Here is a 20,691-nt window from a genome sequence, read left to right on the forward strand (position 1 = left end):
CTTAAAAAGTGTGCTACGCGCTGAAAGGGCGGAAAGTTGGCGCAGGGGCGGGCGCCCCTGCGCAGGCGGGATTAGCCTTCCAGCATCGCCTTGTCGCGCACGCCACCTTTGTCGGCGCTGGTAGCGAGCAGGGCGTAGGCCTTGAGCGCGGTGCTGACCTTGCGCGGGCGCGCCGCCGCGGGTTTCCAGCCCTTGGCGTCCTGTGCGGCGCGGCGAGCAGCCAGTTCCTCATCGGAGACCAGCAGGTTGATGCTGCGGTTGGGGATGTCGATCAGCACCTTGTCGCCGTCCTGGACCAGACCAATGGCGCCGCCCGCAGCCGCTTCCGGCGAGGCGTGGCCGATGGACAGACCCGAGGTGCCGCCGGAGAAGCGACCGTCCGTCAGCAGGGCGCATTCCTTGCCCAGCCCCTTGGACTTCAGGTAACTGGTCGGGTAGAGCATTTCCTGCATGCCGGGGCCGCCTTTCGGGCCTTCGTAGCGGATGATCACGATATCGCCAGCCTTGACCTCATCGTTGAGGATGCCTTTGACGGCGGTATCCTGGCTTTCGAAGATCTTGGCGTTGCCTTCGAAGACATGGATGGACTCGTCGACACCGGCGGTTTTTACCACGCAGCCATCCAGTGCGATATTGCCGTACAGCACGGCCAGGCCGCCCTCTTGCGAGTAGGCGTGCTCGACGCTGCGGATACAACCTTCGGCGCGGTCGTCATCCAGGGTGTCCCAGCGGGTGCTCTGGCTGAACGCGGTTTGCGTCGGGATACCGGCCGGGCCTGCGCGGAAGAAGGTGTGGACGGCTTCGTCGCTGGTCTGGGTGATGTCCCACTGGGCAATGGCATCGGCCATGCTGCGGCTGTGTACGGTGCTGACGTCGGTGTGCAGCAGGCCGCCGCGCGCCAGTGAACCGAGGATGGAGAAGATGCCGCCGGCGCGGTGCACGTCTTCCATGTGGTACTTCTGGATGTTCGGCGCAACCTTGCACAGCTGCGGCACCTTGCGGGACAGGCGGTCGATGTCGCGCAGGTCAAAGTCGACCTCGGCTTCCTGGGCGGCGGCCAGCAGGTGCAGGATGGTGTTGGTCGAGCCACCCATGGCAATGTCCAGCGTCATGGCGTTTTCAAACGCCTTGAAGTTGGCGATGTTGCGCGGCAGCACGCTGTCGTCGCCTTCGGCGTAGTAGCGCTTGCACAGCTCGACAACGGTGCGGCCGGCGCGTAGGAACAGTTGCTCGCGGTCGCTGTGGGTAGCCAGGGTCGAGCCGTTGCCCGGCAGTGACAAGCCGAGTGCTTCGGTCAGGCAGTTCATCGAGTTGGCGGTGAACATGCCGGAGCAGCTGCCGCAGGTCGGGCAGGCGCTGCGCTCGTACTCTGCGACCTTCTCGTCGGAGCAGCTGTCATCGGCGGCAACCACCATCGCATCAACCAGGTCCAGGCCGTGGCTGGCGAGTTTGGTCTTGCCGGCTTCCATCGGGCCGCCGGAAACGAAGACCACCGGGATGTTCAGGCGCAAAGCGGCCATCAGCATGCCGGGGGTGATCTTGTCGCAGTTGGAGATACAGACAATGGCGTCAGCGCAGTGGGCGTTGACCATGTACTCGACCGAGTCGGCGATGATTTCGCGGCTGGGCAGCGAATACAGCATGCCGTCGTGGCCCATGGCGATGCCGTCGTCTACTGCGATGGTGTTGAATTCCTTGGCGACACCGCCGGCCTTTTCAATTTCCCGTGCAACCAGCTGGCCCAGGTCCTTCAGGTGTACGTGCCCGGGCACGAATTGGGTGAAGGAGTTGGCGATGGCGATGATCGGCTTTTTGAAGTCTTCGTCCTTCATGCCGGTGGCGCGCCACAGGGCGCGTGCGCCGGCCATGTTGCGGCCGAAGGTGGAGGTTTTCGAGCGGTAATCAGGCATGACGAAGGATCTCGTGGTGTAGAGCTGACAGGCAAGCATACCAATTCGTGGCAGGGCATGCAGTATGCGGCGATACGCCGAACCACCCTTAGTGGTGGTGGATGCGTGTTTGAGGGAAAAGAGACTGGCGCTCGCCAGCCTCTTTTCGGCTCAGCGCAGCACGAAGCTGTAGCTGAGAATCGCGCGCACCTCATCGATGTCGCGCTGACCGGCAACCTCGCTGCGCAGGCTGGCGTGACGCAGGGAGATACCCAGATCCTTCAGGTAGCCGCTTTGCACCTTGTAGTCCACGCGCAGGTCGCGCTCCCACTCGCTGTCCACGTCGGTGCCGCGCAGATAGTTGGCGGTCGCCTTCAGACCAGGCACGCCGGCTGCGCCAAAATCGTAGCCGTAACGGGCCAGCCAGGTACGTTCACCGGCGCGCTGGAATTTGCCGATCTGCGAGTCGGTGATCAGTTACGCACTTGCGCCGTCACCGTTGTTGATGATCGGGAAGTTGCTCTTGCCGCTCAGGTGCTGGTAGCCCAGGCCCAGGCTATGACTGCTCTGGCTGAAGGTGAACAGAGAGCTGGCCGCGCGGTTGTCGACCTCGCCGTTGTTGTTGAAGCCGCTGGCAGCACAGCCGGCACGCTGGTCATCGTTGGTTCCGTGTGCGTTGCTGTCGAAGTAGCGCAGGTCAGTTGTCAGCTTGCCATCACCCTGCGCGAGATTGTGCACCGCGCCCAGGTAGTGCTGGCGGTAATAGTCCTTCAACTCGGCAAAGTAGTAGGAGGTGGTCAGGTTCTCGGTCAGCGCGTAGTCGTCACCGGCGTAGCGGAAGCGGTCAACCCGTTCGGTACCGCCGGCAATGCGCAGGTCGTTGTAGTTGCCGGAGATGCGGCCGCTGGCTTCGCGAATTTCACCGACAGTCAGCTTGAGGCCGTCGATGTCGCTGGAGGTAACCTGTCGCTTTTCCGGTCACAGGGCTTTTTCAAACACCTTGGAGTTGCGCTGGAAGTTGTAGAGCGCGGCGCGCTTGGCCGGCAGGCGTTCGACGCTGCTCGGCACAAAACCACGCTCGCGGAACCAGTGCGCGGTGCGGGTGGTGAGCACGAACAGGGTGTCGATTTTCAGGCTGCGTGCCTGGCTTTCGATGTGTTGCAGCAACTGATCCCCGCGGCCGCCCTGGCGGTAGGTCGGGTCGATGGCGACACAGGCCAACTCGGCAGCGCTGGAGCCTTCGAGTGGATAGAGCGCGGCGCAGCCGATGATGCGGCCATCGCGCTCAATCAGTGTGAACTGGCCGATCTCGGTCTCCAGTACCTCACGTGAGCGGCGCACCAGAATGCCGGCTTCTTCGAGCGGGCGCAGCAATTCGAGCAGGCCGCTGACGTCATCAATGGTGGCGCCGCGCACCTGCTCAAAGGCCTCCTGGCTGACCAGGGTACCGCCGCCGTCGCGTGTGAACAGCTCGGTCAGCAGGGCGCCGTCGTCGGCAAAGCTGACAATGTGGCTGCGCCGTACACCCGCGTTGCTGGCCTTGCAGGCGGCCTGCAGCAGGTTGCCCGGCAGGCTGGTGCCCAACTGCTGCAACAGCGGCGCGGCTCGTGTGGGCTTGAGCTCGCGCAGCAGCTCGCCTTGCTCGTTGCGAATGCCAGCGTCTTCGCCAAACAGAATCAGTTTGTCCGCGTTCAGCGCCACCGCCACGCTGGTGGCAACGTCTTCGCAGGCGAGGTTAAAGGCTTCGCCGGTTGGCGAGTAGCCGATGCTCGACAGCAGCACCACGTTCTGCTCGTCCAGGTGGCGGGCGATGGCCTTGCGGTCAATGCGCCGCACCTCGCCGGTGTGGTGAAAATCCACGCCATCGACCACGCCAATCGGTTTGGCGGTAACCAGGTTGCCGCCGACCACGCGCAGCCGGCTGCCGGATTGTTGGGTACACAGCTGCGCCTCGATGGCGATGCGCAGGCTGCCGACGGCGTCGATTACGCAGCCCAGGGTGTCCAGGTCGGTCACCCGCAGATCGTTGTGATAGCGCGACTGCACGCCGCGGGCCGCCAGCCGCTCTTCAATCTGCGGCCGCGAACCGTGCACCAGCACCAGACGCACGCCCAGGCTGCTGAGCAGCATGATGTCGTGGATGATGTTGTTGAAGTTGGCATGCACCATGGCTTCGCCCGGCAGCATCAGCACAAAGGTGCAGTCACGATGCTGGTTGATGTAGGGCGTGGAGTGGCGGAACCAGTTGACGTACTCGAGCATGCGCGGTGTTCCAGACAAAAAGAGTTATTTAACGGGTTTTGCGGCGCCGGCGGCAAGCCGTCATTGCAGGCAGAAGCGGCGGATCAGTCCCTGCAGCACGTCTATCGTGGGCTGCAAACGGTCCATGGCGAGATACTCGTCCGGCTGATGCGCCTGGGCGATATCGCCGGGGCCGAGAATCAGCGTCTGGGCGCCCAGCTGGTTGAGGTATGGACCTTCGGTGGCAAAGGCCACGGCCTCGGCACTGTAGCCGGTCAGCGCTTCACAGGCCTGCACGATAGGCGCGTTTTCCGGGGTTTCGAAGGCGGGTACGCCCGGGAACAGCGGGCGATAGTCGATCTGCACCTGGTGTTCGGCTGCAATGGGGGCAAGGCGTTCGCGGATGGCCTCGCGCAGGGCGTCGCCGGCCATGCCCGGCAGGGGGCGAATATCAAACTCCAGCGCACATTTGGCACAAATGCGGTTGGGGTTGTCGCCGCCGTGGATGCAGCCCAGGTTCAGTGTGGGCGTTGGCACGCCGAACAAGGGATTGTTCCAGCGCTTTTGCCAGTCGCTGCGCAGCTGCAGCAGATCGCCGATCACCGCGTGCATGGCCTCCATGGCACTGTGCCCCAGACTCGGGTCGGAGGAGTGACCGGCCTGCCCGACGATATCGATGCGCTCCATCAGAATGCCCTTGTGCATGCGGATCGGACGCATGCCGGTCGGCTCGCCGATGACCGCATGGCGGGCGCCCAGCAGGTCCGCCTCGACCAGTGCCCGAGCGCCGCTCATGGAGCATTCTTCGTCAGCCGTTGCGAGGATGATCAACGGCTGTTTGAAGGGCTGCTCGGCGTAGGCTTTTACCGCCTCGATAATCAGCGGGAAGAAGCCCTTCATGTCGCAACTGCCCAGGCCGTACCAGCGGTTGTCGGTCTCGGTCAGGGCAAAGGGGTCATGCTGCCAGCGTTCCGGGTTGCAGGGCACGGTATCGGTGTGGCCGGCCAACACCAGGCCGCCGGGGCCGCTGCCCAGCGTCGCGATCAGGTTGGCCTTGCCTTGTTGGCCGGCTATGGGCTGGATGCGGCAACTGAAGCCCAGCGTTTCGAACCAGCTGGCGAGCTGTTCGACGACGGCCAGATTGGACTGGTCCAGTGCTGGCTGGGTACAGCTGATGGAGGGTAGCTTGAGCAGCGCGTCGAATTGCGCCTTCAGCGTCGGCAGTGACATGGCAACTCCGTGGACCGGTGCCTGCCCGCTGTGAGCGGACAGGCAGTGAAGGTCCTCTGAGCTTACGCGTCGGGCGCTGCGCCGTCAGCCGAAAATGCTGGTAAGCGCGAAGAAGTAGATGATGGCCAGGAAGGCGCCGGCCGGCAGGGTGACCACCCAGGAGGTGAAGATGGTGCCGACCACGCGCAGGTTCAGTGCGCCGATACCGCGGGCCAGACCCACGCCCAGTACCGCGCCCACCAGGGTGTGGGTGGTGGAGATCGGCAGGCCGATGCTGGAGGCGCCGACCACGGTGGTAGCGGTGGCCAGTTCGGCGGCAAAGCCGCGGCTGGGGGTCAGCTCGGTGATGTGCTTGCCGATGGTGGCGATGACCCGGTAGCCGTAGGTTGCAAGGCCGACCACGATACCGACTGCGCCCAGCAGCAGTACCCAGCCCGGGACCACGGACTTGGCGACGATGTCTCCGCCCGAGTGCAGTACGCCGACAATGGCGGCCAGCGGGCCGACCGCGTTGGCGACGTCGTTGGAGCCGTGGGCAAAAGCCATGGCGCAGGCGGTGAAGATCATCAGTACCGCGAAGACCTTTTCCACGCTGGCAAAGTGGAAGCTGCGGTCGGCTTCAGGGTCGGCCTTGATGCGGCTCAAAAGGCCCACGCCCAGGGTGGAAACGGCGATACCGGCCAGCAGGGCCAGGCCCAGACTTTCCCAGCCGTTGAGTTCCAGGCCGATGTGCTTGAGGCCCTTGGTCAGGGTCAGAATGGTGACCACAAAACCGACGGCAAACATGTAGAAGGGCACGTAGCGCTTGGCGTTGGCGAACGGGTCATCGGTGTCGAGGATCAGCTTGTGTACGCTGATGAAGATCATGAAGGCGACGATACCGGACAGCAGCGGCGAGATGACCCAGCTGGCGGCAATCGGCACGACACCATCCCAGTGTACGGCGTCCATCGACACGCCAACCGCGCCGAAGCCGATGACCGCGCCGATGATCGAGTGGGTGGTGGAAACCGGCCAACCCTTGATCGAGGCCACCAGCAGCCAGGTGCCGGCTGCCAGCAGCGCGGCCAGCATGCCAAGGACCATCTGATCCGGGCTGATGGCTTCGGCATCGACGATGCCGCTGCGAATGGTCTGGGTTACCGAGCCGCCGGCCAGATAGGCGCCCAGAAACTCGAACACCATGGCGACGACGATCGCCTGCTTGATGGTCAGTGCGCGCGAGCCCACCGAGGTGCCCATGGCGTTGGCAACGTCATTGGCGCCGACGCCCCAGGCCATGAAAAAGCCAAAAAGGCAGGCAAGAATCAGCAGTATGGTGCCGTATTCCGCGATAAGGGTCATATGTCACATTCTCTATACGGGTGCATGGGCCGCCGGCGTTTATGGGTGTGCGCCGGCATGCGTACTGATGGCCAGGGGTTCGCTGTCCTAGCGAGCCATCAGCAGTTCCAGGCGGTTGCCCACGCGTTGTGCGCGGTCGGCAACATCGCCAATCCATTCGATGATCTGGTACAGGAACATCACGTCTACCGCCGGCAGACCCTTCTCCAGCAGATACAGCTCCGAGCGCAGGCTGATCTGCATGTTGTCGGTGTCGTGTTCGATGCGATCCAGCTCTTCGATCAGACGTTCGACCAGAGTCACTTCGCGGCCGGCAAAGCCGGTCTCCAGCAGCTCGTCCAGCTCGTTCATCGCCGTCAGCGCCTGGGCTGCAGCATCAATGGAACGGGAGACGAACGCCTTGAAAGCAGGGAATAGCGGCTCCGGAATGACCATGCGCCGACCCAGCATCAGGCCGGCGATATCCTTGGCGCGGTTGGCTACTTTGTCCTGTACACTGAGCAGCTCCAGCAGGTCCGAACGCGGCACAGGCAGGAACAGGCTCTTGGGCAGGTGCACGCGCACGTCTTTCTTGAGTTTGTCGGCATCGCGCTCAAGTTGGGCAATCTGCTGCTGCAGACGTGCAGCTTCGGCCCAGTCCTCGGCTTGCAGTGCTTCGATAAAGGGCAGCAACTGCGCTGCGCACTCGTGGGCCTTGGCGATGTGCTGCTGCATGGGGCCAATCGGCGAACGACCGAACAGGGTGAGGAACGGATTGTTGGGCATGACGCCTCCCGCTGGAATTGAGGCCGCAAAGTATAGGTGCTGAGTTTGCAGCCGTCATCAGATTGAAAAGAAATGAACATTTTTGCGCGCTGGCGTTGACTGCCACCGCGCTGTTAGAGAATCGCACATGGTCAAGGAAACCGAAATCAAACTGCGCGCCAGCGCCGATACTCTGGCTGCCCTGCAGCAACACCCGCTGCTGAATGAGCGCCGGGCCGGCGAGTGGCAGCGCAGCACCCTGTACAACCAGTATTTCGATACCGCCGCGCGGGATCTGAGCGCCGCGCGGGTGGCGTTGCGCCTGCGCCGCGACGGCGACACCTACATCCAGACGCTGAAAAGCCGCGGCCAGAGCGTAGCCGGGCTGTCCGAGCGTAATGAGTGGGACTGGTACCTGAAGACCGATGCGCTGGATCTGGCGCTGCTGGACGACAGCTGTTGGCCGGCCAGTCTGGCGGAGCTGGACAAGCAGCAGCTGCAGCCGCTGTTTACCACCGACTTTGAGCGCACCCGTGCCGTGCTGCGCTGGGAGCGCAACGGCGAACTGGTTGAGGTGGAAGCGGCGCTGGACAGCGGCGAGGTGCGCACCGATGCCGCCGCTGAGCCGATCAGCGAGCTGGAGCTCGAAATTCGTCAGGGGCCAGCGGTGGCGCTGCTGGAGCTGGCGCTGGAGCTGACCCGCGAGCTGCCGCTCATGCCCTGCGATATTTCCAAGGCCGAGCGCGGCTACCGCCTGTTCGATGCCGGCAGTTTCAGCCTGCGACTGGAGCAGCCAAGCTGGCAGGCCGACACTCCCGTCGATCAAGTCATTGCCGAACTGGTTGGCCAGCTGCTGGGCCGGGTGCAACGTCTGGCCGAGCAGTATCGGCACACCCGCCAATGGAAGCTGTTCCGCGAGCTGACAACCGCCATGGCGCAGTTGCGTGCCTGTTTTGGTGTGTTCGACCTGGCGCTGCCGCGCTCGGCGGCCAGTAGCTTTGTGGCGCCGCTGGATGCGCTGCTGGCGGCCTTTCAGCCGCTGGTGCTGGCTGGCTGGGCGGACGACGCCGACGGCGAAGCTGCGCGCCGTGAAGCCGAAGCGGTATTCGATCGTCAGCTGGAGGCTACCGCCTGGGGAACGCTGTTTGTCGACCTGGCGCTGTGGTTGCTGGAGCAGCGCTGGACGCAGAACCGTCCGCCGCGCGGTGGCAAGATTGCTGCCTTGCCGCTCGAGCGCTGGCTGCTCGCCGCCTGCGGCAAGGAGATTCAGGAGCTGCGGGTGCCGCACAACAATGATCCGGAGCATGCTGTCAGTGAATGGCTGGATCAGCTGCCACGCCTGGGGCGCCTGCAGCTGTTGCTGGGGCATTTCCGGGCCTTTTTGCAGGTGCCCGAGCCCGACCGCCTGTTTGGCGAGTTGAACAAACTGCAGGCGTTGCTGGAGCAATACCCGCAGGTGGCCGAAGAGCAGCGCGAGCTGCTGCTTGATGCGCTGCGCAAGCAGGGCGTGCGGCTACGTCGCCTCAACGGCTGGCGTGCGCTTAACGGCTGAGTGGTACCGGGCATCATCTGAGTAAAGGGAGAGACACATGAAAACACTGGCCGATCTGGCGATCCCGGGCAGTGATCGTCCACTGGATTTGGGCGATTTTTTACAGATGCTGGTGACCCAGGGGCGGCTGAGCCAGGACAGCGCCGACCACCTGGTCAGCCTGCGCCGCGCCGCCGTGGGCGATACTGCAAAGCTGCATCCGCTGCAGTTCATTGCCGCGCAGAACGTTGAAGATCAGGCGCGGCCGGGCAAAAAACTGGATTTGGATACCCTCACCCGCTGGCTGGCGAGTGAAAGTGGTCAGCCGTTTTTTCGCATTGATCCGCTGAAGATCAACGTCTCGGCGGTCACGCCGCTGATGTCCTTCGCCTTTGCCCAGCGCCACCGCATTCTGGCGGTCGAGGTCAATGATCGCGAGGTCACCATCGCCAGTGCCCAGCCCTTTGTTCAGGGCTGGGAAGCCAACCTGCAGCATGTGCTCAAGCGCGATATCCGCCGCGTGGTTGCCAACCCGGAAGATCTGCAGCGCTACTCGGTAGAGTTCTACCGCCTGGCCCGCTCGGTGACCGGTGCCAACGCCACTGACCAGAAGAGCAGCGGCGTCGGCAACTTCGAGCAGTTGCTGAATCTGGGCAGCATGAGTCAGGAGCCGGATGCCAACGACGCCCACGTGGTCAATATCGTTGACTGGCTGTTCCAGTACGCCTTTGAGCAGCGCGCCAGTGATATTCATATCGAGCCGCGCCGCGAAACCGGCAGCGTGCGCCTGCGCATTGATGGCGTGCTGCACACCGTGTATCAGTTCCCGTTGCAGGTGACTGTGGCTGTGGTCAGCCGGCTGAAAAGCCTGGGGCGCATGAACGTAGCGGAAAAGCGCAAGCCGCAGGATGGCCGTATCAAGACCCGCACGCCCAAGGGCAATGAGGTGGAGCTGCGCCTGTCGACGCTGCCTACGGCCTTTGGTGAGAAGATGGTGATGCGGATCTTTGACCCGGACGTGCTGCTGCGCACCTTTGATCAGCTCGGCTTTTCCGGCGAGGATCAGCGCCGTTGGCAGGAGATGGTCAGTCAGCCCAACGGCATTGTGCTGGTGACCGGGCCAACGGGCTCGGGCAAGACCACCACCCTGTACACCACGCTGAAGCAGCTGGCCACGCCCGAGGTGAACGTCTGCACCATTGAAGACCCGATCGAGATGGTCGAGGACAGCTTCAACCAGATGCAGGTGCAGCACAATATCGAGCTCAACTTTGCCAGTGGTGTACGTGCGCTTATGCGCCAAGATCCGGACATCATCATGGTGGGCGAGATCCGTGACCTGGAAACCGCCGAGATGGCGATTCAGGCCGCCCTGACTGGCCACCTGGTGCTTTCCACCCTGCACACCAATGATGCACCCAGCGCCATCAGTCGTCTGATTGAGCTGGGCGTGCCGCCCTACCTGATCAAGGCAACGGTGCTGGGTGTGATGGCCCAGCGCCTGGTGCGTACCCTGTGTCCGCATTGCCGGGCGCCGGCGCCGGTTGATGAAGAGGCCTGGGCGGCGCTGACCAAGCCCTGGAATGCGCCGCTGCCGACCCAATCGCGCCATGCCGAGGGCTGTCTGGAGTGCCGTGAAACCGGTTACCGTGGCCGGGCCGGGGTCTACGAGCTGATGCCCCTGAGCGATGGCATCAAGGGCTTGATTCACGGTGACACCGACCTGGGCCAGCTGCGTCGGCAGGCCTACAAGGAAGGCATGCACAGTCTGCGTCTGTCCGGGGCGCAGAAAGTCGGCGCCGGGCTGACCACCATCGAAGAGGTGTTGCGGGTGACGCCGCAAAGCCAGCAAACCTGAGTCACCTCATCTCCCGCCGCTAGCGCGGCGCAATAGATCGCAGCGCATCACCCTCGCCTGAGTATTCAGGGGGGGGGCGGCTGCTGCCCCCTATCCCTTCCATCTCGTCTCGGGCCCGCAGGGCGCAACCGCTCTTGATCGGGCGTTGCGTGATGCATGTCGCATCGGCAGCGAAACATTTGCTCACAAGTACCTTGATAGTGAGAATCTATCTCATTACTATCCGCATCTGACTATAAATCAGGAGCATGTTGACTCCTGAACATGCTAGAGGAAAGGGTAGCTAAGCCATGCAAAAAACAACGTCGCCGTTCATTCGCGCCAGAAAGCATCGTTTGCAGCAACCGGTCGCCACCGCGGTCTCGTCACTGTTGCTGTTGTCCGGTACTGCCATCGCGCAGGAAGCCGCTGATGTGGTTGAGCTGGACACCATCCAGATCGAGGGCGAAGCGTCCTCCTACCGGGCCGACTCGGTCAGCTCCGCCAAGTTTACCCAGCCGCTGCTGGATACCCCGCAGACCATTCAGGTCATCACCAATCAGGTCTTTACCGAGCAGGGCGCCACCACCCTGACCGAAGCCCTGCGCAACAGCGCCGGGGTGGGTACCTTCTACGCCGGTGAGAATGGCAACACCACCACCGGCGACTCCATCTATATGCGCGGCTTTGATACCTCCGGCAGCATTTTTGTCGATGGTGTGCGGGACATTGGTTCTATTTCACGCGATCTGTTCAATATCGAGCAGGTTGAGGTGCAGAAGGGGCCGGCCGGCACCGACAGCGGCCGCAGCTCGCCTTCGGGCTCGATCAACCTGAGCACCAAGCAGGCCAACCTGCGCGACACCAACCTGGCCAGCATGACCATGGGCACCGATGGTCAGAAGCGCGTCACGGCTGACCTGAACCGCACACTGGATACGCTGCCCGGCAGTGCGGTGCGTCTGAACCTGCTTTGGCAGGACAGCGACGTGGCTGGGCGTGACCACGTCAACAACAGTCGAAACGGCATCGCCGCCTCCTTTGGCTTCGGGCTGGATAGCGCTACGCGGGCCTACCTCAACCTGCTGTACGTAAAGCAGGACAATATTCCGGACGGTTACGTGCCGACGGTCGGCATTGACCACTGGACTCCGCAGCCAGGGCTGGAAAACCTGGTGGGCAACCCGGTCGACAGCGAAAACTTCTACGGCACGAAGCAGGATCACGACGATGTGACGGCCAAGATGGCCACCTTCCGCCTGGAGCATGACTTCTCCGACCAGGTGAAACTGACCAACGTGCTGCGCTGGGGCGAGACCAAGCAGGACTACCTGCTGACCGCCTTTATGAGCACCGGCACCAACATCACCTATACCGATGTCAACGACCTGTCGACCTACATGCTGGCGCGCAGCCTGCCGACCTTCAAGGACATCGAGAACACCATCTTCACCGACCAGCTGAACCTGCGGGTGGACTTTCATATCGGCAGCATCGAGCACAACCTGCTGACCGGTGTCGAGCTGACCCGGGAAGAGCAGACCAGCTATGGCGTCAGCTCCTCCGGCAGTCGTCCGGATGCCAGCCTGTTCAACCCGAACTGGAACGACACCGGCGACCTGACCTACGGGCGCAATGGCGCCAACAGCGAAGGCTCGACCGACACCTACTCGCTGTATGTGTTCGATACCCTGAAATTCGGTGAGCAGTTCCTGATCTCCGGCGGCGTGCGCGCCGACCACTACACCACCGAATACAGCAACGACGCCATCTGCGGCGGCACCGGGCGTCGCGCCGTGCCCTGTGGCGCGCTGCCGACCGGTAGTATCGTCAACACCATCGACACCGATGACAGCGACACCCTGATCAACTGGAAGCTGGGCGCGGTGTACAAGCCGGTGCCGCAGACCAGTCTGTACATCAACTACGCGCTGTCCCAGCAGCCGCCGGGCGGTCTCAATTTCCAGCTGAGTGACTCCGCCACCAGCGCCAACAACCCGAGCATGGACCCGCAGGAAGCGCGTACCTATGAGGTTGGCGTCAAGTGGGACGCGGTGCCCGATGCCCTGACCCTGAACGCAGCGGTGTTCCGCACCGATGTGCTCAACGAGGTGAGCGAGGATGACCTGGGTAACCCGACGCAGGATGGCGAAAAGCGCGTGCAGGGCATCGAGCTGTCGATGATCGGCAACATCACACCGGACTGGTCGGTCTCCGCCGGTTATACCTACCTGGATACCGAAGTGACCGAGGGCGATGCGATCACCGCCAGCGGCTCCAGCGATCTGACTTACACGCCGGACAGCGCCTTTACCAGCTGGACCACCTATCGCCTGCCGTCCGGGCTGACCATCGGCGGTGGCGCACGCTACACCGCTGGCTTGACCCGCGGCCGCGACGGCGCGGTGGGCACGCCCGATCACACCGATTCCTACACGGTGTTTGACGCGATGGTGTCTTACCCTGTGTCGGACAATTTGTCGCTGCGCCTTAATGCCTACAACCTGACGGACGAGGAGTACGTGGCGGCCATCAACAAGAGTGGTTACCGCTACACGCCGGGTGCGGCGCGTACCTACCTGCTAAGTGCCGACATGAGCTTCTGAGCCGGGCGCAGGCTTTGGCCTGCATACAGCTGCAGGCATTGCAGTTGAGGTTTACCGGCAACACCCGCACTCTGCGGGTGTTGCCGTTTTCAGTCATTGCTCAGACTGAATCCGCGCGTTGCCGACCCGCCGCGCGGGCGTCAGCCTGAGCCCATAGCAGGTGAGCAAGTTATGTTGGTGCATATCCCCGAGGTGCTCAGCAAGGCCGAGGTGGCAGACGTGCGCAAGCGCCTGGCCGCCGCCGACTGGGTGGATGGCCGCGCGACGGTCGGGCAGCAGGGCGCGGTGGTCAAGCGCAATCGCCAGTTGCCGGTCGACTCGCCGGTCGCCCGAGAGCTGGGCGAACTCATCCTCAAGCGGCTCTACGCCACCCCGTTGTTTATGGCGGCGGCGCTGCCGCTGCGCTCCGTGCCGCCCTTGTTCAGCACATACAGTGGCGGCGAGCACTACGGCTTTCATGTCGATGGCGCGGTGCGTCAGTTGCCGTTCAATCAGTTGAGTTTGCGCACCGACGTGTCCTCCACGCTGTTCCTGTCTGAGCCAGAGGAGTACGACGGCGGCGAGCTGGAGGTGCAGGACACCTACGGTATCCACGAGGTCAAGCTGCCGGCGGGCGACCTGATTCTGTATCCGTCCAGCAGCTTGCATCAGGTAACGCCGGTCACCCGGGGTGAGCGGGTGTGCAGCGTATTCTGGAGCCAGAGCATGGTGCGCTCTGATGCCCAGCGCTCGCAGCTGTATGAGTTGGATACCACTATTCAGCAATTGCGCGGCAAGCTGGGTGACTGCCCCGAGGTGCTCACCCTGACCGGTCACTACCATAACCTGCTGCGGCAGTGGGCTGAGGTGTAAGGCGCTTGCTCGCTGCTGTTAGAATGCCCGGCTTACGTCGAGCCAATCAGCAGAGCTGTCCATGAACTACCGCCACAGTTACCACGCCGGAAACCACGCCGATGTCTTCAAGCACGCCTTGCTGCGCCAGTTGTTAGTGCTGATGCAGCGCAAGGACACGCCGCTGTGCTGTCTGGACAGCCACGCCGGCACCGCCTTCTACGATTTGCAGGGCGAGGCGGCTGGCAAGACCGGCGAGTACGTTGAGGGCATTGGCCGCCTCTGGACGCGTGACGACCTGCCGCTGTGGCTGGCCGACTACCGCGATGCCGTGGCGCGCCACAACCCGGATGGGCAACTGCGCTGGTACCCGGGCTCGCCGCAGATCATGGCCGAGCTGTTGCGCGAGCAGGACCGCATGATTCTCAGCGAACTGCACCCCGAAGACGCCGACACCCTGCGCCAATACTTTGCGCCGCAGCCCGACATCGCGGTGCATCAGCGCGATGGTTATGAGCTGCCCAAAGCCTTTTTGCCGGTGGCTGAAAAGCGCGCGCTGTGGCTGCTGGACCCGCCCTTTGAAAAGACCGATGACCTGCAGCGCTGCGTGGCTGCGGTGCAGCAGGCGATTAGCCGCATGCGTCAGACGGTGATCGCAATCTGGTATCCGATCAAGGATCAACGGCTGCTCAAGGACTTCTACCAGGGCATCGCCGACAGCGGGGCGCCCAAGGCGTTGCGCGTGGAGCTGAACGTGCGTCCGGCCGACAACCAGCTGGGGCTGAACGGTTCAGGCATGATGCTGATCAATCCGCCTTGGCCGATCTGGGAAGAGCTGGAGCAGGTGTTGCTATGGCTGAGCCAGGAGTTGGCGCAGTCAGGTGGCGGGAGTTGGCGAATGGATTGGCTGGCTGGCGCGCCCTGAGGTCAGAGCGCACCGGAGCCGGCTTGGCGTGGGGCACGGCATGCCGTGCCCGCCAGGATTGCTGCGCGATCAACCCTCCAGCTTGAAGGTCAGCCCGGCGTGCCCCTGCAGGCGCTTGATCAGCTTGTCGCCCATGGCCGGTGCGGTCGTCCAGATGCCGCCCTGGGTATCGGTGGCGTCGCGTACCAGGCAAATGGCGCTTTCGGCAATCATGCGCGAGGTGGAGCCGTAGCCTGGGTCGCGTTTGCCTGCCACGCTCGCCATCAGCGTCTTGCCGTCGGCGCCTTCACCAATAAACAGCACGTCGTAGAAGCCGTTTTCACGCTCTTCCTTGGTGGGGCCTTCACCGGGCTTGGGCGCGTCGTCGCCGGCCAGTGACTTGTCGCCTGTTACTGCCTTGGCGATGGCTTCGCCCTGTTCGCCGGGGCCGGTCAAGATCATCTCGTCGTAGACAAAATCACTGCCGTAAGCATGCCCAAGCAGGGCATTGGAGCGGTGCACGTTGCGGGTGTTGATGGCCGCCATGACAAAGGGCGCGGCCCAGCTGCCGAGGGACTCGTCAAACTCCGGCTTGGCCGCCGGCGGTTGGGCCGGGCCGGTGAAACCGGGCGTCAGCGCAAAGGGGTTGCCCAGCAACTGGTAGACCTCCGGATTGGCCTTGGCGGCTGCCAGTGTCGCCTTCAGGCTGGCAGCGGTACCGCCCGAGAAGGTGCCCTTCATCTTGCGTACGCGGCCCTTGACCCGAGGCAGGGCAGCGCCGAATTTCTCTTTGGCGGCTTTTTGCAGGAAGTACACGCCCAGATCGAAGGGGATGGAATCAAAACCGCAGGAAAAGACGATCCGCGCGCCGCTTTGCTTGGCGGTTTCGCCATGGGCATCAATCATCTGGCGCATCCAGGCTGGCTCACCACACAGGTCGACGTAGTCGGTGCCGGTTTCCGCGCAGATGCGTACCAGGTCGGAGCCGTACAACTGGTAAGGGCCAACGGTGGTCAGCACCACCCGGGTACGCTCGGTCATCGCGCGCAGGCTGTCGGCGTCGCCGGTGTCAGCGACCACCAGCGGGGTGTCGGCAGGGGCATTGATCTCATCGCGAACGGCTTCCAGTTTGCTCTGGCTGCGGCCGGCCATGGCCCAGCGCAGGCCGCTGTCGTCGGCGTACTCCTGGCTCAGGTATTCTGCAACCAGACGGCCGGTGTAGCCGGTGGCGCCGTAGACGATGATGTCAAACTCTGGCGTACTGCTCATGCGGGGTGTCCTCCTGGTGGGCGGGGAACGGCGGCTGAACTTTGTGTCATGCGCGCCAGTCCCAGCCAGTGTGGGTGCTTGAGTTTCAAGCTAGTCTGGCACAGATTGCGGAGCAGGGTTGAGCGCTCGCACCGGTTTCTCCGGGGCGAATGGCGGTCGATAATCCGCAGCCATGACGGGCGGCACCTATAGTGGACTGATGGCCGGTCAACGGCCTGACAAACAACGAATGCAAGGAGATCGACATGGCTGCAGAGAAGACACCGCAAAGCGCCCCGACCAAACAGAGTGAGCTGGCTGCCAGCAAGGTAGCGGTTGGCGAGGCCTACGAAAAATTGCTGGAGGCGCGCGACCACTTTGCCTCCGCTGCCCAGGCCGCCGGACTGGAAGTACGACACGACGCCCTTGAACATCTGCTCAAGGGGCGCGAGAAGGCCGAAGAGCTGGGCGCTCAGGCCAACACCTATATTCGTGAGAAACCGCTGGCGACCATCAGCCTGGCCTTTGCCGCCGGCTTTGTACTGTCGCAACTGCTTTCGCGCAAATGATTGAGCCGACGCGCGATCAGCCGGAAGCGGAGCCCCAGGGCGCCGCTGCCGGCGAACAGCAAGCCGAGCAACCCGATCAGCAATCACAGCAGCAGCCAGAACAGGAGGCTGCCAGTGAAGCGCTGTTGCAGCAAACCGCCGCCTGGCTGGAGCAGATTGCCTCGGCCAGCGGTGAGTTGTTCCGTCTGTTCCGCCTGGAATGGAAGCTGACGCTGGGCGATGCCAAGCGTGTTCTGCTGCTGGGGGTGGCACTGATCCCGCTGCTGTTGTTCGCCTGGTTGTTGCTGAGCGCGCTGGTGGGCTGGTGGGTCTGGCAGGCCGCGCAGTCGGTCAGCCTTGCCCTGCTCGCCGCGCTGGCGCTGCAATTGCTGTGCGCCGGACTGCTGGTCAGGCAGATCGGCATTTATCAACGGTCCCATGGGTTCCGCCGTACGCGCGCACACCTGAAGCGACTCATGCAGGGAGCAGATGATGAAGCGAAAGCAACTGATCGACGAGATTGAACAGCTGGACAAGCAGCTGACGCTGCGCCTGGACATTGTCGAGCTGAGTGGTGCGCTGGTGCGCCATCAGTTGCGCCAGGTTAATCCGGCGTTGCTGGTTGGTGGTGGTGCTTTGGCTGGCGCGGCGACGCAGCGCTTGGGGCTGGGGCGCACCTGGGGCTTGGGTGTGACCGGGGTACGCCTGTTGCCGGTGGTACAGAGTGTGCTGCCGCTGCTGCGTAACCTGGGGTTGGCGCTGTGAACGAGCAGACGCCGCCAAGCGAGATTGAAGAAATTACCGGGCCCAGAGCCAAGATGCCGCCGGTACAGATGGCGCTCTACTGGTTGCTGGCGTTGGCTTGTTTGTACACCCTGTACCTGGCCAAGACCCTGTTGTTGCCGGTTGCGGTAGCGGCGCTCTTTGCCTTGCTGCTGAGCCCACTGGTTGGGCTGTTCAAGCGCTTCCACATTCCGCGAACGCTGTCGGCGCTGTTGCTGCTGGCGGCTATTGGCGGGCCGTTTACCTTGATGGGTATGCAGCTCTCCGAGCCGGCGGAGAAATGGTTTCAGCGCATTCCGGAGCTGTCGGCGCAGTTGACCGATGAGCTGGACGAATTCAGCCGCAAGCTATCTGTCAGCGAGTCGCCGGTCACGGTGACCGAGCCGGAGAAGGAAGAGGGCTTTCGGTTTTTTGGCTGGTTTCGTGATGACGAAGAGCCGCGTGCCGCGCCGTCTCCAGCGCCATCGCCGGTCGGCGACAGTGCGGTGTCGGACCGGGTGATGCAAGGCGGGGTTGAGCTGATGGTGCAGATGCTGGGCGCAACCCCAGCCGTGCTGGCGCAGTTCTTCACCTTTCTGGTGCTGGTGCTGTTTATGCTGATCTTCGGGCCGACGCTGTACAGCACCTTTATCCAGGTATTCCCGCAGATTCGTGACAAGCAGGCGGCGACTGACCTGCTGGAGCAGGTGCAGCATGAGCTGTCGCGTTACATTCTGACCGTCAGCGTGATCAATATCCTGCTGGGTGTGGTCACCGGCTGCGTGCTGTTTTTCATGGGCGTGGAAGATGCGCTGCTGTGGGGCGTGATGGTCGCCTTGCTCAACTTTGCCCCTTACGTGGGGCCGGTCATCGGCATGGGCGTGCTCTGCCTGGCAGGCGTGGTGCAGTACGGCCCGGTGCTGGCGGCGCTGCTGCCGGCGCTGATCTATTTCTGCATCAACCTGGTCGAGGCCCAGTTTGTCACGCCCACCGTGCTGGGCCACAACATGCGTCTGCACCCGCTGGTGCTGATGCTGTGGCTGATTCTCTGGGGCTGGATGTGGGGCGTGGTCGGCGTACTGATCGCCGTGCCGCTACTGGTGTGCCTGAAGCTGGCAGCCGCGCGGCTGCGGTTGTTCCCGCACTGGGTCAAACTGATCGAGAGCCCGATCTAGCCGCTATCAACCCCGCGCGCTGCGCTGCCGCTCAGGCCGGCTTGGGCGCGCGCTGTACCATCAGCACCGCACTGATGATCAGCGCGCCGCCCAACAGCATGCGCAGGGTTGGCTGTTCGGCAAACAGCCACCAGGCGATGAGAATGCCGTAGACCGGCTCCAGCGCGAAGAACAGCGAGGCCACCCGCGCCCTCAGCACGCTCAGGCTGGAAACAAAAAGCACGTGCGCCAGACCGGTACAGAGCACGCCCAGCAAGCCTATCCACAGCCAGTCCAGTGCCGGCATCTCCAGCATGGCGCCGGCGCCGAAGGGCAGCACGCACGCCATCACCACCAGGTTCTGCCAGCATGCGATTTGTACCGGATGCAGCTGGCCGCTGGTCAGGCGGTTGCCAACCGACACCGCAGCAAAGCAGAAGCCAGAGAGGATCGCCCACAACAGCCCTGTTGTGTTGCTGGCCGCCAGATCAAACTGCGGTGGAATCAGCAGCAGGCCGGCGCACACCAGGGCCACCTTCAGCAGGTCTGAGGCGCTGGGCTTTTCACGCCAGAACACCGCTTCCAGCACCACAACAAAGGCCGGAAAGCTGGCAAAGCCGAGGGTCGCGATGCCGACACCCGACAGCTTGATCGCGTGAAAAAACGTCAGCCAGTGAATCGCCAGAAACACCCCGCACAGCAACAGGCTCGCCAGCCGCTTGCCGGTCAGCCCGGCAGCCAGCGGGTTGCGCGCCCACAGAGCGAAAAGCACCAGCGCGGCTACCGCGAACACGGCGCGGCCCAGAACGATGGCATCGGTTGAGGTGCTGGCCAGCTTGCCAAAGATGCCGGTCAGGCCGAACAGCAGGGCGGCAACATGCATGAACAGCAGGGCGCGGTTGTGGGTCAGGTCAGTCATGACGCTCTCAGGGCAGGGTGAGGCGCCATCTTAGCGCTGCCGTCGAGCGCTTGCTGTTGCGCGCGTGTTGAATATTGTCGCGTTATTGCTGACGCCGCAGCGCACTGGGTGATATCTGCCAGTGCCGGCGAAAGGCCTGGCTGAAGGCGCTCTGGCTGCTATAGCCGCATTCGGCGGCAATGCGCGACAGCGGCAAGGCGCTGTGCTGCAGGCGTTGGCGAGCGTACTGCAGACGGCGCTGGCGTACGTATTCCAGCGGGGTGCAGCCCAGTTCCTGCAGGCACCAGTGGTTGAGGCGAGAGGCCGACAGGCCGGCGACGGTCGCCAGGTCCTGCACGCCCAGCGGGTGCGCCAGGTGCGCATCGATGTAGCGATTCAGTTGTGCCAGCGGTAGGCGAGTAGGCGTGGCAGGCTGACCCAGCAGGGCGCTGACCAGTAGCGCGGCGCTGGTGTCGGTCAGGTGGGGCTGGCTGCGGATCAGCCCGGCCAGGCTGCGCACCAGCGCGCCCTGTTCGCTGCTGAGGGTGAGCAGTTGGTTAGCCTCCAGTAGTCGTCGCTGGCGGCTGCGCTCATGCTCAAGGCCGGCCAGTGGCGAGTTGCTATCGATATCCAGCACCAGGCAGTTGCCCTGATCAGGGCTGAAGAAGGCATGGCGCTCGCCCGGCGCGATGATTGCCACGCTACCGTGTTGCACGCGTCCACCGCTCGCGCCGTACTCAAGCTCCAGACTGCCCTGCAGGCCAAATACCAGCTGCGCCTGCAGCTCGTGGCTGTGCGCCGCGCTGGCGTCAGGGTAGTGGTGAATGTCGAGTCGTGTCGTGGCCATGCGGCCATTGTATCTGCCGGGCGGAGATTTTTCAGCGGGCTGCAAGCTTGTCTCTGGCTGATGCTATAGTGCCATTA

17 protein-coding genes and 1 pseudogene are annotated in these 20,691 nt (G+C 63.4%); 9 read left to right on the forward strand and 9 right to left on the reverse strand.

The window, feature by feature from the left end; all coding sequences use genetic code 11:
• Window positions 1-71: 71 nt before the first annotated feature.
• The 6 genes and pseudogenes from ilvD to BM116_RS04935 all read right to left on the reverse strand — a co-directional run bounded on the left by ilvD (window position 72) and on the right by BM116_RS04935 (window position 7,469).
• On the reverse strand, window positions 72-1,910 hold the full coding sequence (gene ilvD, locus BM116_RS04905) for a dihydroxy-acid dehydratase (protein WP_083727936.1): 1,839 nt from the start codon (window positions 1,908-1,910) through the stop codon (window positions 72-74).
• 150 nt (window positions 1,911-2,060) lie between these two features.
• Window positions 2,061-2,843, reverse strand: a pseudogene (locus BM116_RS19105) (OprD family outer membrane porin); the annotation flags it as partial.
• Window positions 2,844-2,867: 24 nt separating this feature from the next.
• Window positions 2,868-4,151 carry an amino-acid N-acetyltransferase gene (gene argA, locus BM116_RS04920; RefSeq protein WP_083727933.1) on the reverse strand — a complete coding sequence of 428 codons (1,284 nt, stop codon included), beginning with the start codon at window positions 4,149-4,151 and terminating at the stop codon, window positions 2,868-2,870.
• Between the two features lie 60 nt (window positions 4,152-4,211).
• Window positions 4,212-5,360, reverse strand: coding sequence for an acetylornithine deacetylase (gene argE, locus BM116_RS04925; RefSeq protein ID WP_083727932.1), 1,149 nt, complete (start codon window positions 5,358-5,360; stop codon window positions 4,212-4,214).
• 84 nt (window positions 5,361-5,444) lie between these two features.
• Window positions 5,445-6,704, reverse strand: a complete 1,260-nt coding sequence (locus BM116_RS04930) for an inorganic phosphate transporter (protein ID WP_083727931.1) — start codon at window positions 6,702-6,704, stop codon at window positions 5,445-5,447.
• An 87-nt stretch (window positions 6,705-6,791) separates the two neighbouring features.
• Window positions 6,792-7,469: a TIGR00153 family protein gene (locus BM116_RS04935; RefSeq protein WP_083727930.1), complete on the reverse strand. Its 678-nt coding sequence runs from the start codon at window positions 7,467-7,469 to the stop codon at window positions 6,792-6,794.
• Window positions 7,470-7,596: 127 nt separating this feature from the next.
• Here BM116_RS04935 and BM116_RS04940 point away from each other — a divergent pair, with 127 nt between their 5' ends.
• The 5 genes from BM116_RS04940 (at window position 7,597) to BM116_RS04960 (ending at window position 15,178) form a co-directional block, all read left to right on the forward strand.
• A complete protein-coding gene (locus BM116_RS04940; protein WP_083727929.1) occupies window positions 7,597-9,000 on the forward strand; it encodes a CYTH domain-containing protein in 1,404 nt (467 codons plus the stop codon).
• Window positions 9,001-9,037: 37 nt separating this feature from the next.
• Window positions 9,038-10,837, forward strand: coding sequence for a type IV pilus assembly ATPase TfpB (locus tag BM116_RS04945; RefSeq protein ID WP_090475032.1), 1,800 nt, complete (start codon window positions 9,038-9,040; stop codon window positions 10,835-10,837).
• A gap of 290 nt (window positions 10,838-11,127) precedes the next feature.
• A complete protein-coding gene (locus tag BM116_RS04950) occupies window positions 11,128-13,422 on the forward strand; it encodes a catecholate siderophore receptor Fiu (RefSeq protein ID WP_083727928.1) in 2,295 nt (764 codons plus the stop codon).
• 171 nt (window positions 13,423-13,593) lie between these two features.
• Window positions 13,594-14,274, forward strand: a complete 681-nt coding sequence (locus BM116_RS04955; protein WP_083727927.1) for a Fe2+-dependent dioxygenase — start codon at window positions 13,594-13,596, stop codon at window positions 14,272-14,274.
• A 61-nt stretch (window positions 14,275-14,335) separates the two neighbouring features.
• Complete coding sequence (locus BM116_RS04960; protein WP_083727926.1) at window positions 14,336-15,178, forward strand: 23S rRNA (adenine(2030)-N(6))-methyltransferase RlmJ; 843 nt, start codon at window positions 14,336-14,338, stop codon at window positions 15,176-15,178.
• Window positions 15,179-15,247: 69 nt separating this feature from the next.
• Here the strand turns inward: BM116_RS04960 and BM116_RS04965 are convergent, their stop codons facing one another.
• On the reverse strand, window positions 15,248-16,426 hold the full coding sequence (locus tag BM116_RS04965; RefSeq protein WP_083727925.1) for a saccharopine dehydrogenase family protein: 1,179 nt from the start codon (window positions 16,424-16,426) through the stop codon (window positions 15,248-15,250).
• A 245-nt stretch (window positions 16,427-16,671) separates the two neighbouring features.
• Here BM116_RS04965 and BM116_RS04970 point away from each other — a divergent pair, with 245 nt between their 5' ends.
• Genes BM116_RS04970 through BM116_RS04985 form a run of 4 tightly spaced genes read left to right on the forward strand, consistent with a single transcriptional unit; the run spans window position 16,672 to window position 18,890 of the window.
• Window positions 16,672-16,974 carry a hypothetical protein gene (locus BM116_RS04970; RefSeq protein WP_083727924.1) on the forward strand — a complete coding sequence of 101 codons (303 nt, stop codon included), beginning with the start codon at window positions 16,672-16,674 and terminating at the stop codon, window positions 16,972-16,974.
• Window positions 16,971-17,477, forward strand: a complete 507-nt coding sequence (locus tag BM116_RS04975; protein ID WP_083727923.1) for a hypothetical protein — start codon at window positions 16,971-16,973, stop codon at window positions 17,475-17,477. Before BM116_RS04970 ends, BM116_RS04975 begins: the two co-directional genes overlap by 4 nt.
• Window positions 17,446-17,718 carry a hypothetical protein gene (locus tag BM116_RS04980; RefSeq protein ID WP_083727922.1) on the forward strand — a complete coding sequence of 91 codons (273 nt, stop codon included), beginning with the start codon at window positions 17,446-17,448 and terminating at the stop codon, window positions 17,716-17,718. The genes BM116_RS04975 and BM116_RS04980 overlap by 32 nt, the downstream gene beginning before the upstream one ends.
• Window positions 17,715-18,890 (forward strand): AI-2E family transporter, encoded by a 1,176-nt coding sequence (locus BM116_RS04985; protein WP_211276285.1) that lies wholly within the window; start codon window positions 17,715-17,717, stop codon window positions 18,888-18,890. The genes BM116_RS04980 and BM116_RS04985 overlap by 4 nt, the downstream gene beginning before the upstream one ends.
• 31 nt (window positions 18,891-18,921) lie before the next feature.
• On the opposite strand, the gene BM116_RS04990 is transcribed toward BM116_RS04985, so the two are convergent.
• Window positions 18,922-19,779, reverse strand: coding sequence for a DMT family transporter (locus tag BM116_RS04990; RefSeq protein WP_083727953.1), 858 nt, complete (start codon window positions 19,777-19,779; stop codon window positions 18,922-18,924).
• Window positions 19,780-19,870: 91 nt separating this feature from the next.
• The gene (locus BM116_RS04995; protein WP_083727920.1) at window positions 19,871-20,614 is read right to left on the reverse strand and encodes an AraC family transcriptional regulator; all 744 of its coding nucleotides are present in this window, start codon (window positions 20,612-20,614) and stop codon (window positions 19,871-19,873) included.
• Window positions 20,615-20,691 lie beyond the last annotated feature (77 nt).

The organism is Halopseudomonas pachastrellae (assembly GCF_900114765.1).
GTDB lineage: Bacteria > Pseudomonadota > Gammaproteobacteria > Pseudomonadales > Pseudomonadaceae > Halopseudomonas > Halopseudomonas pachastrellae.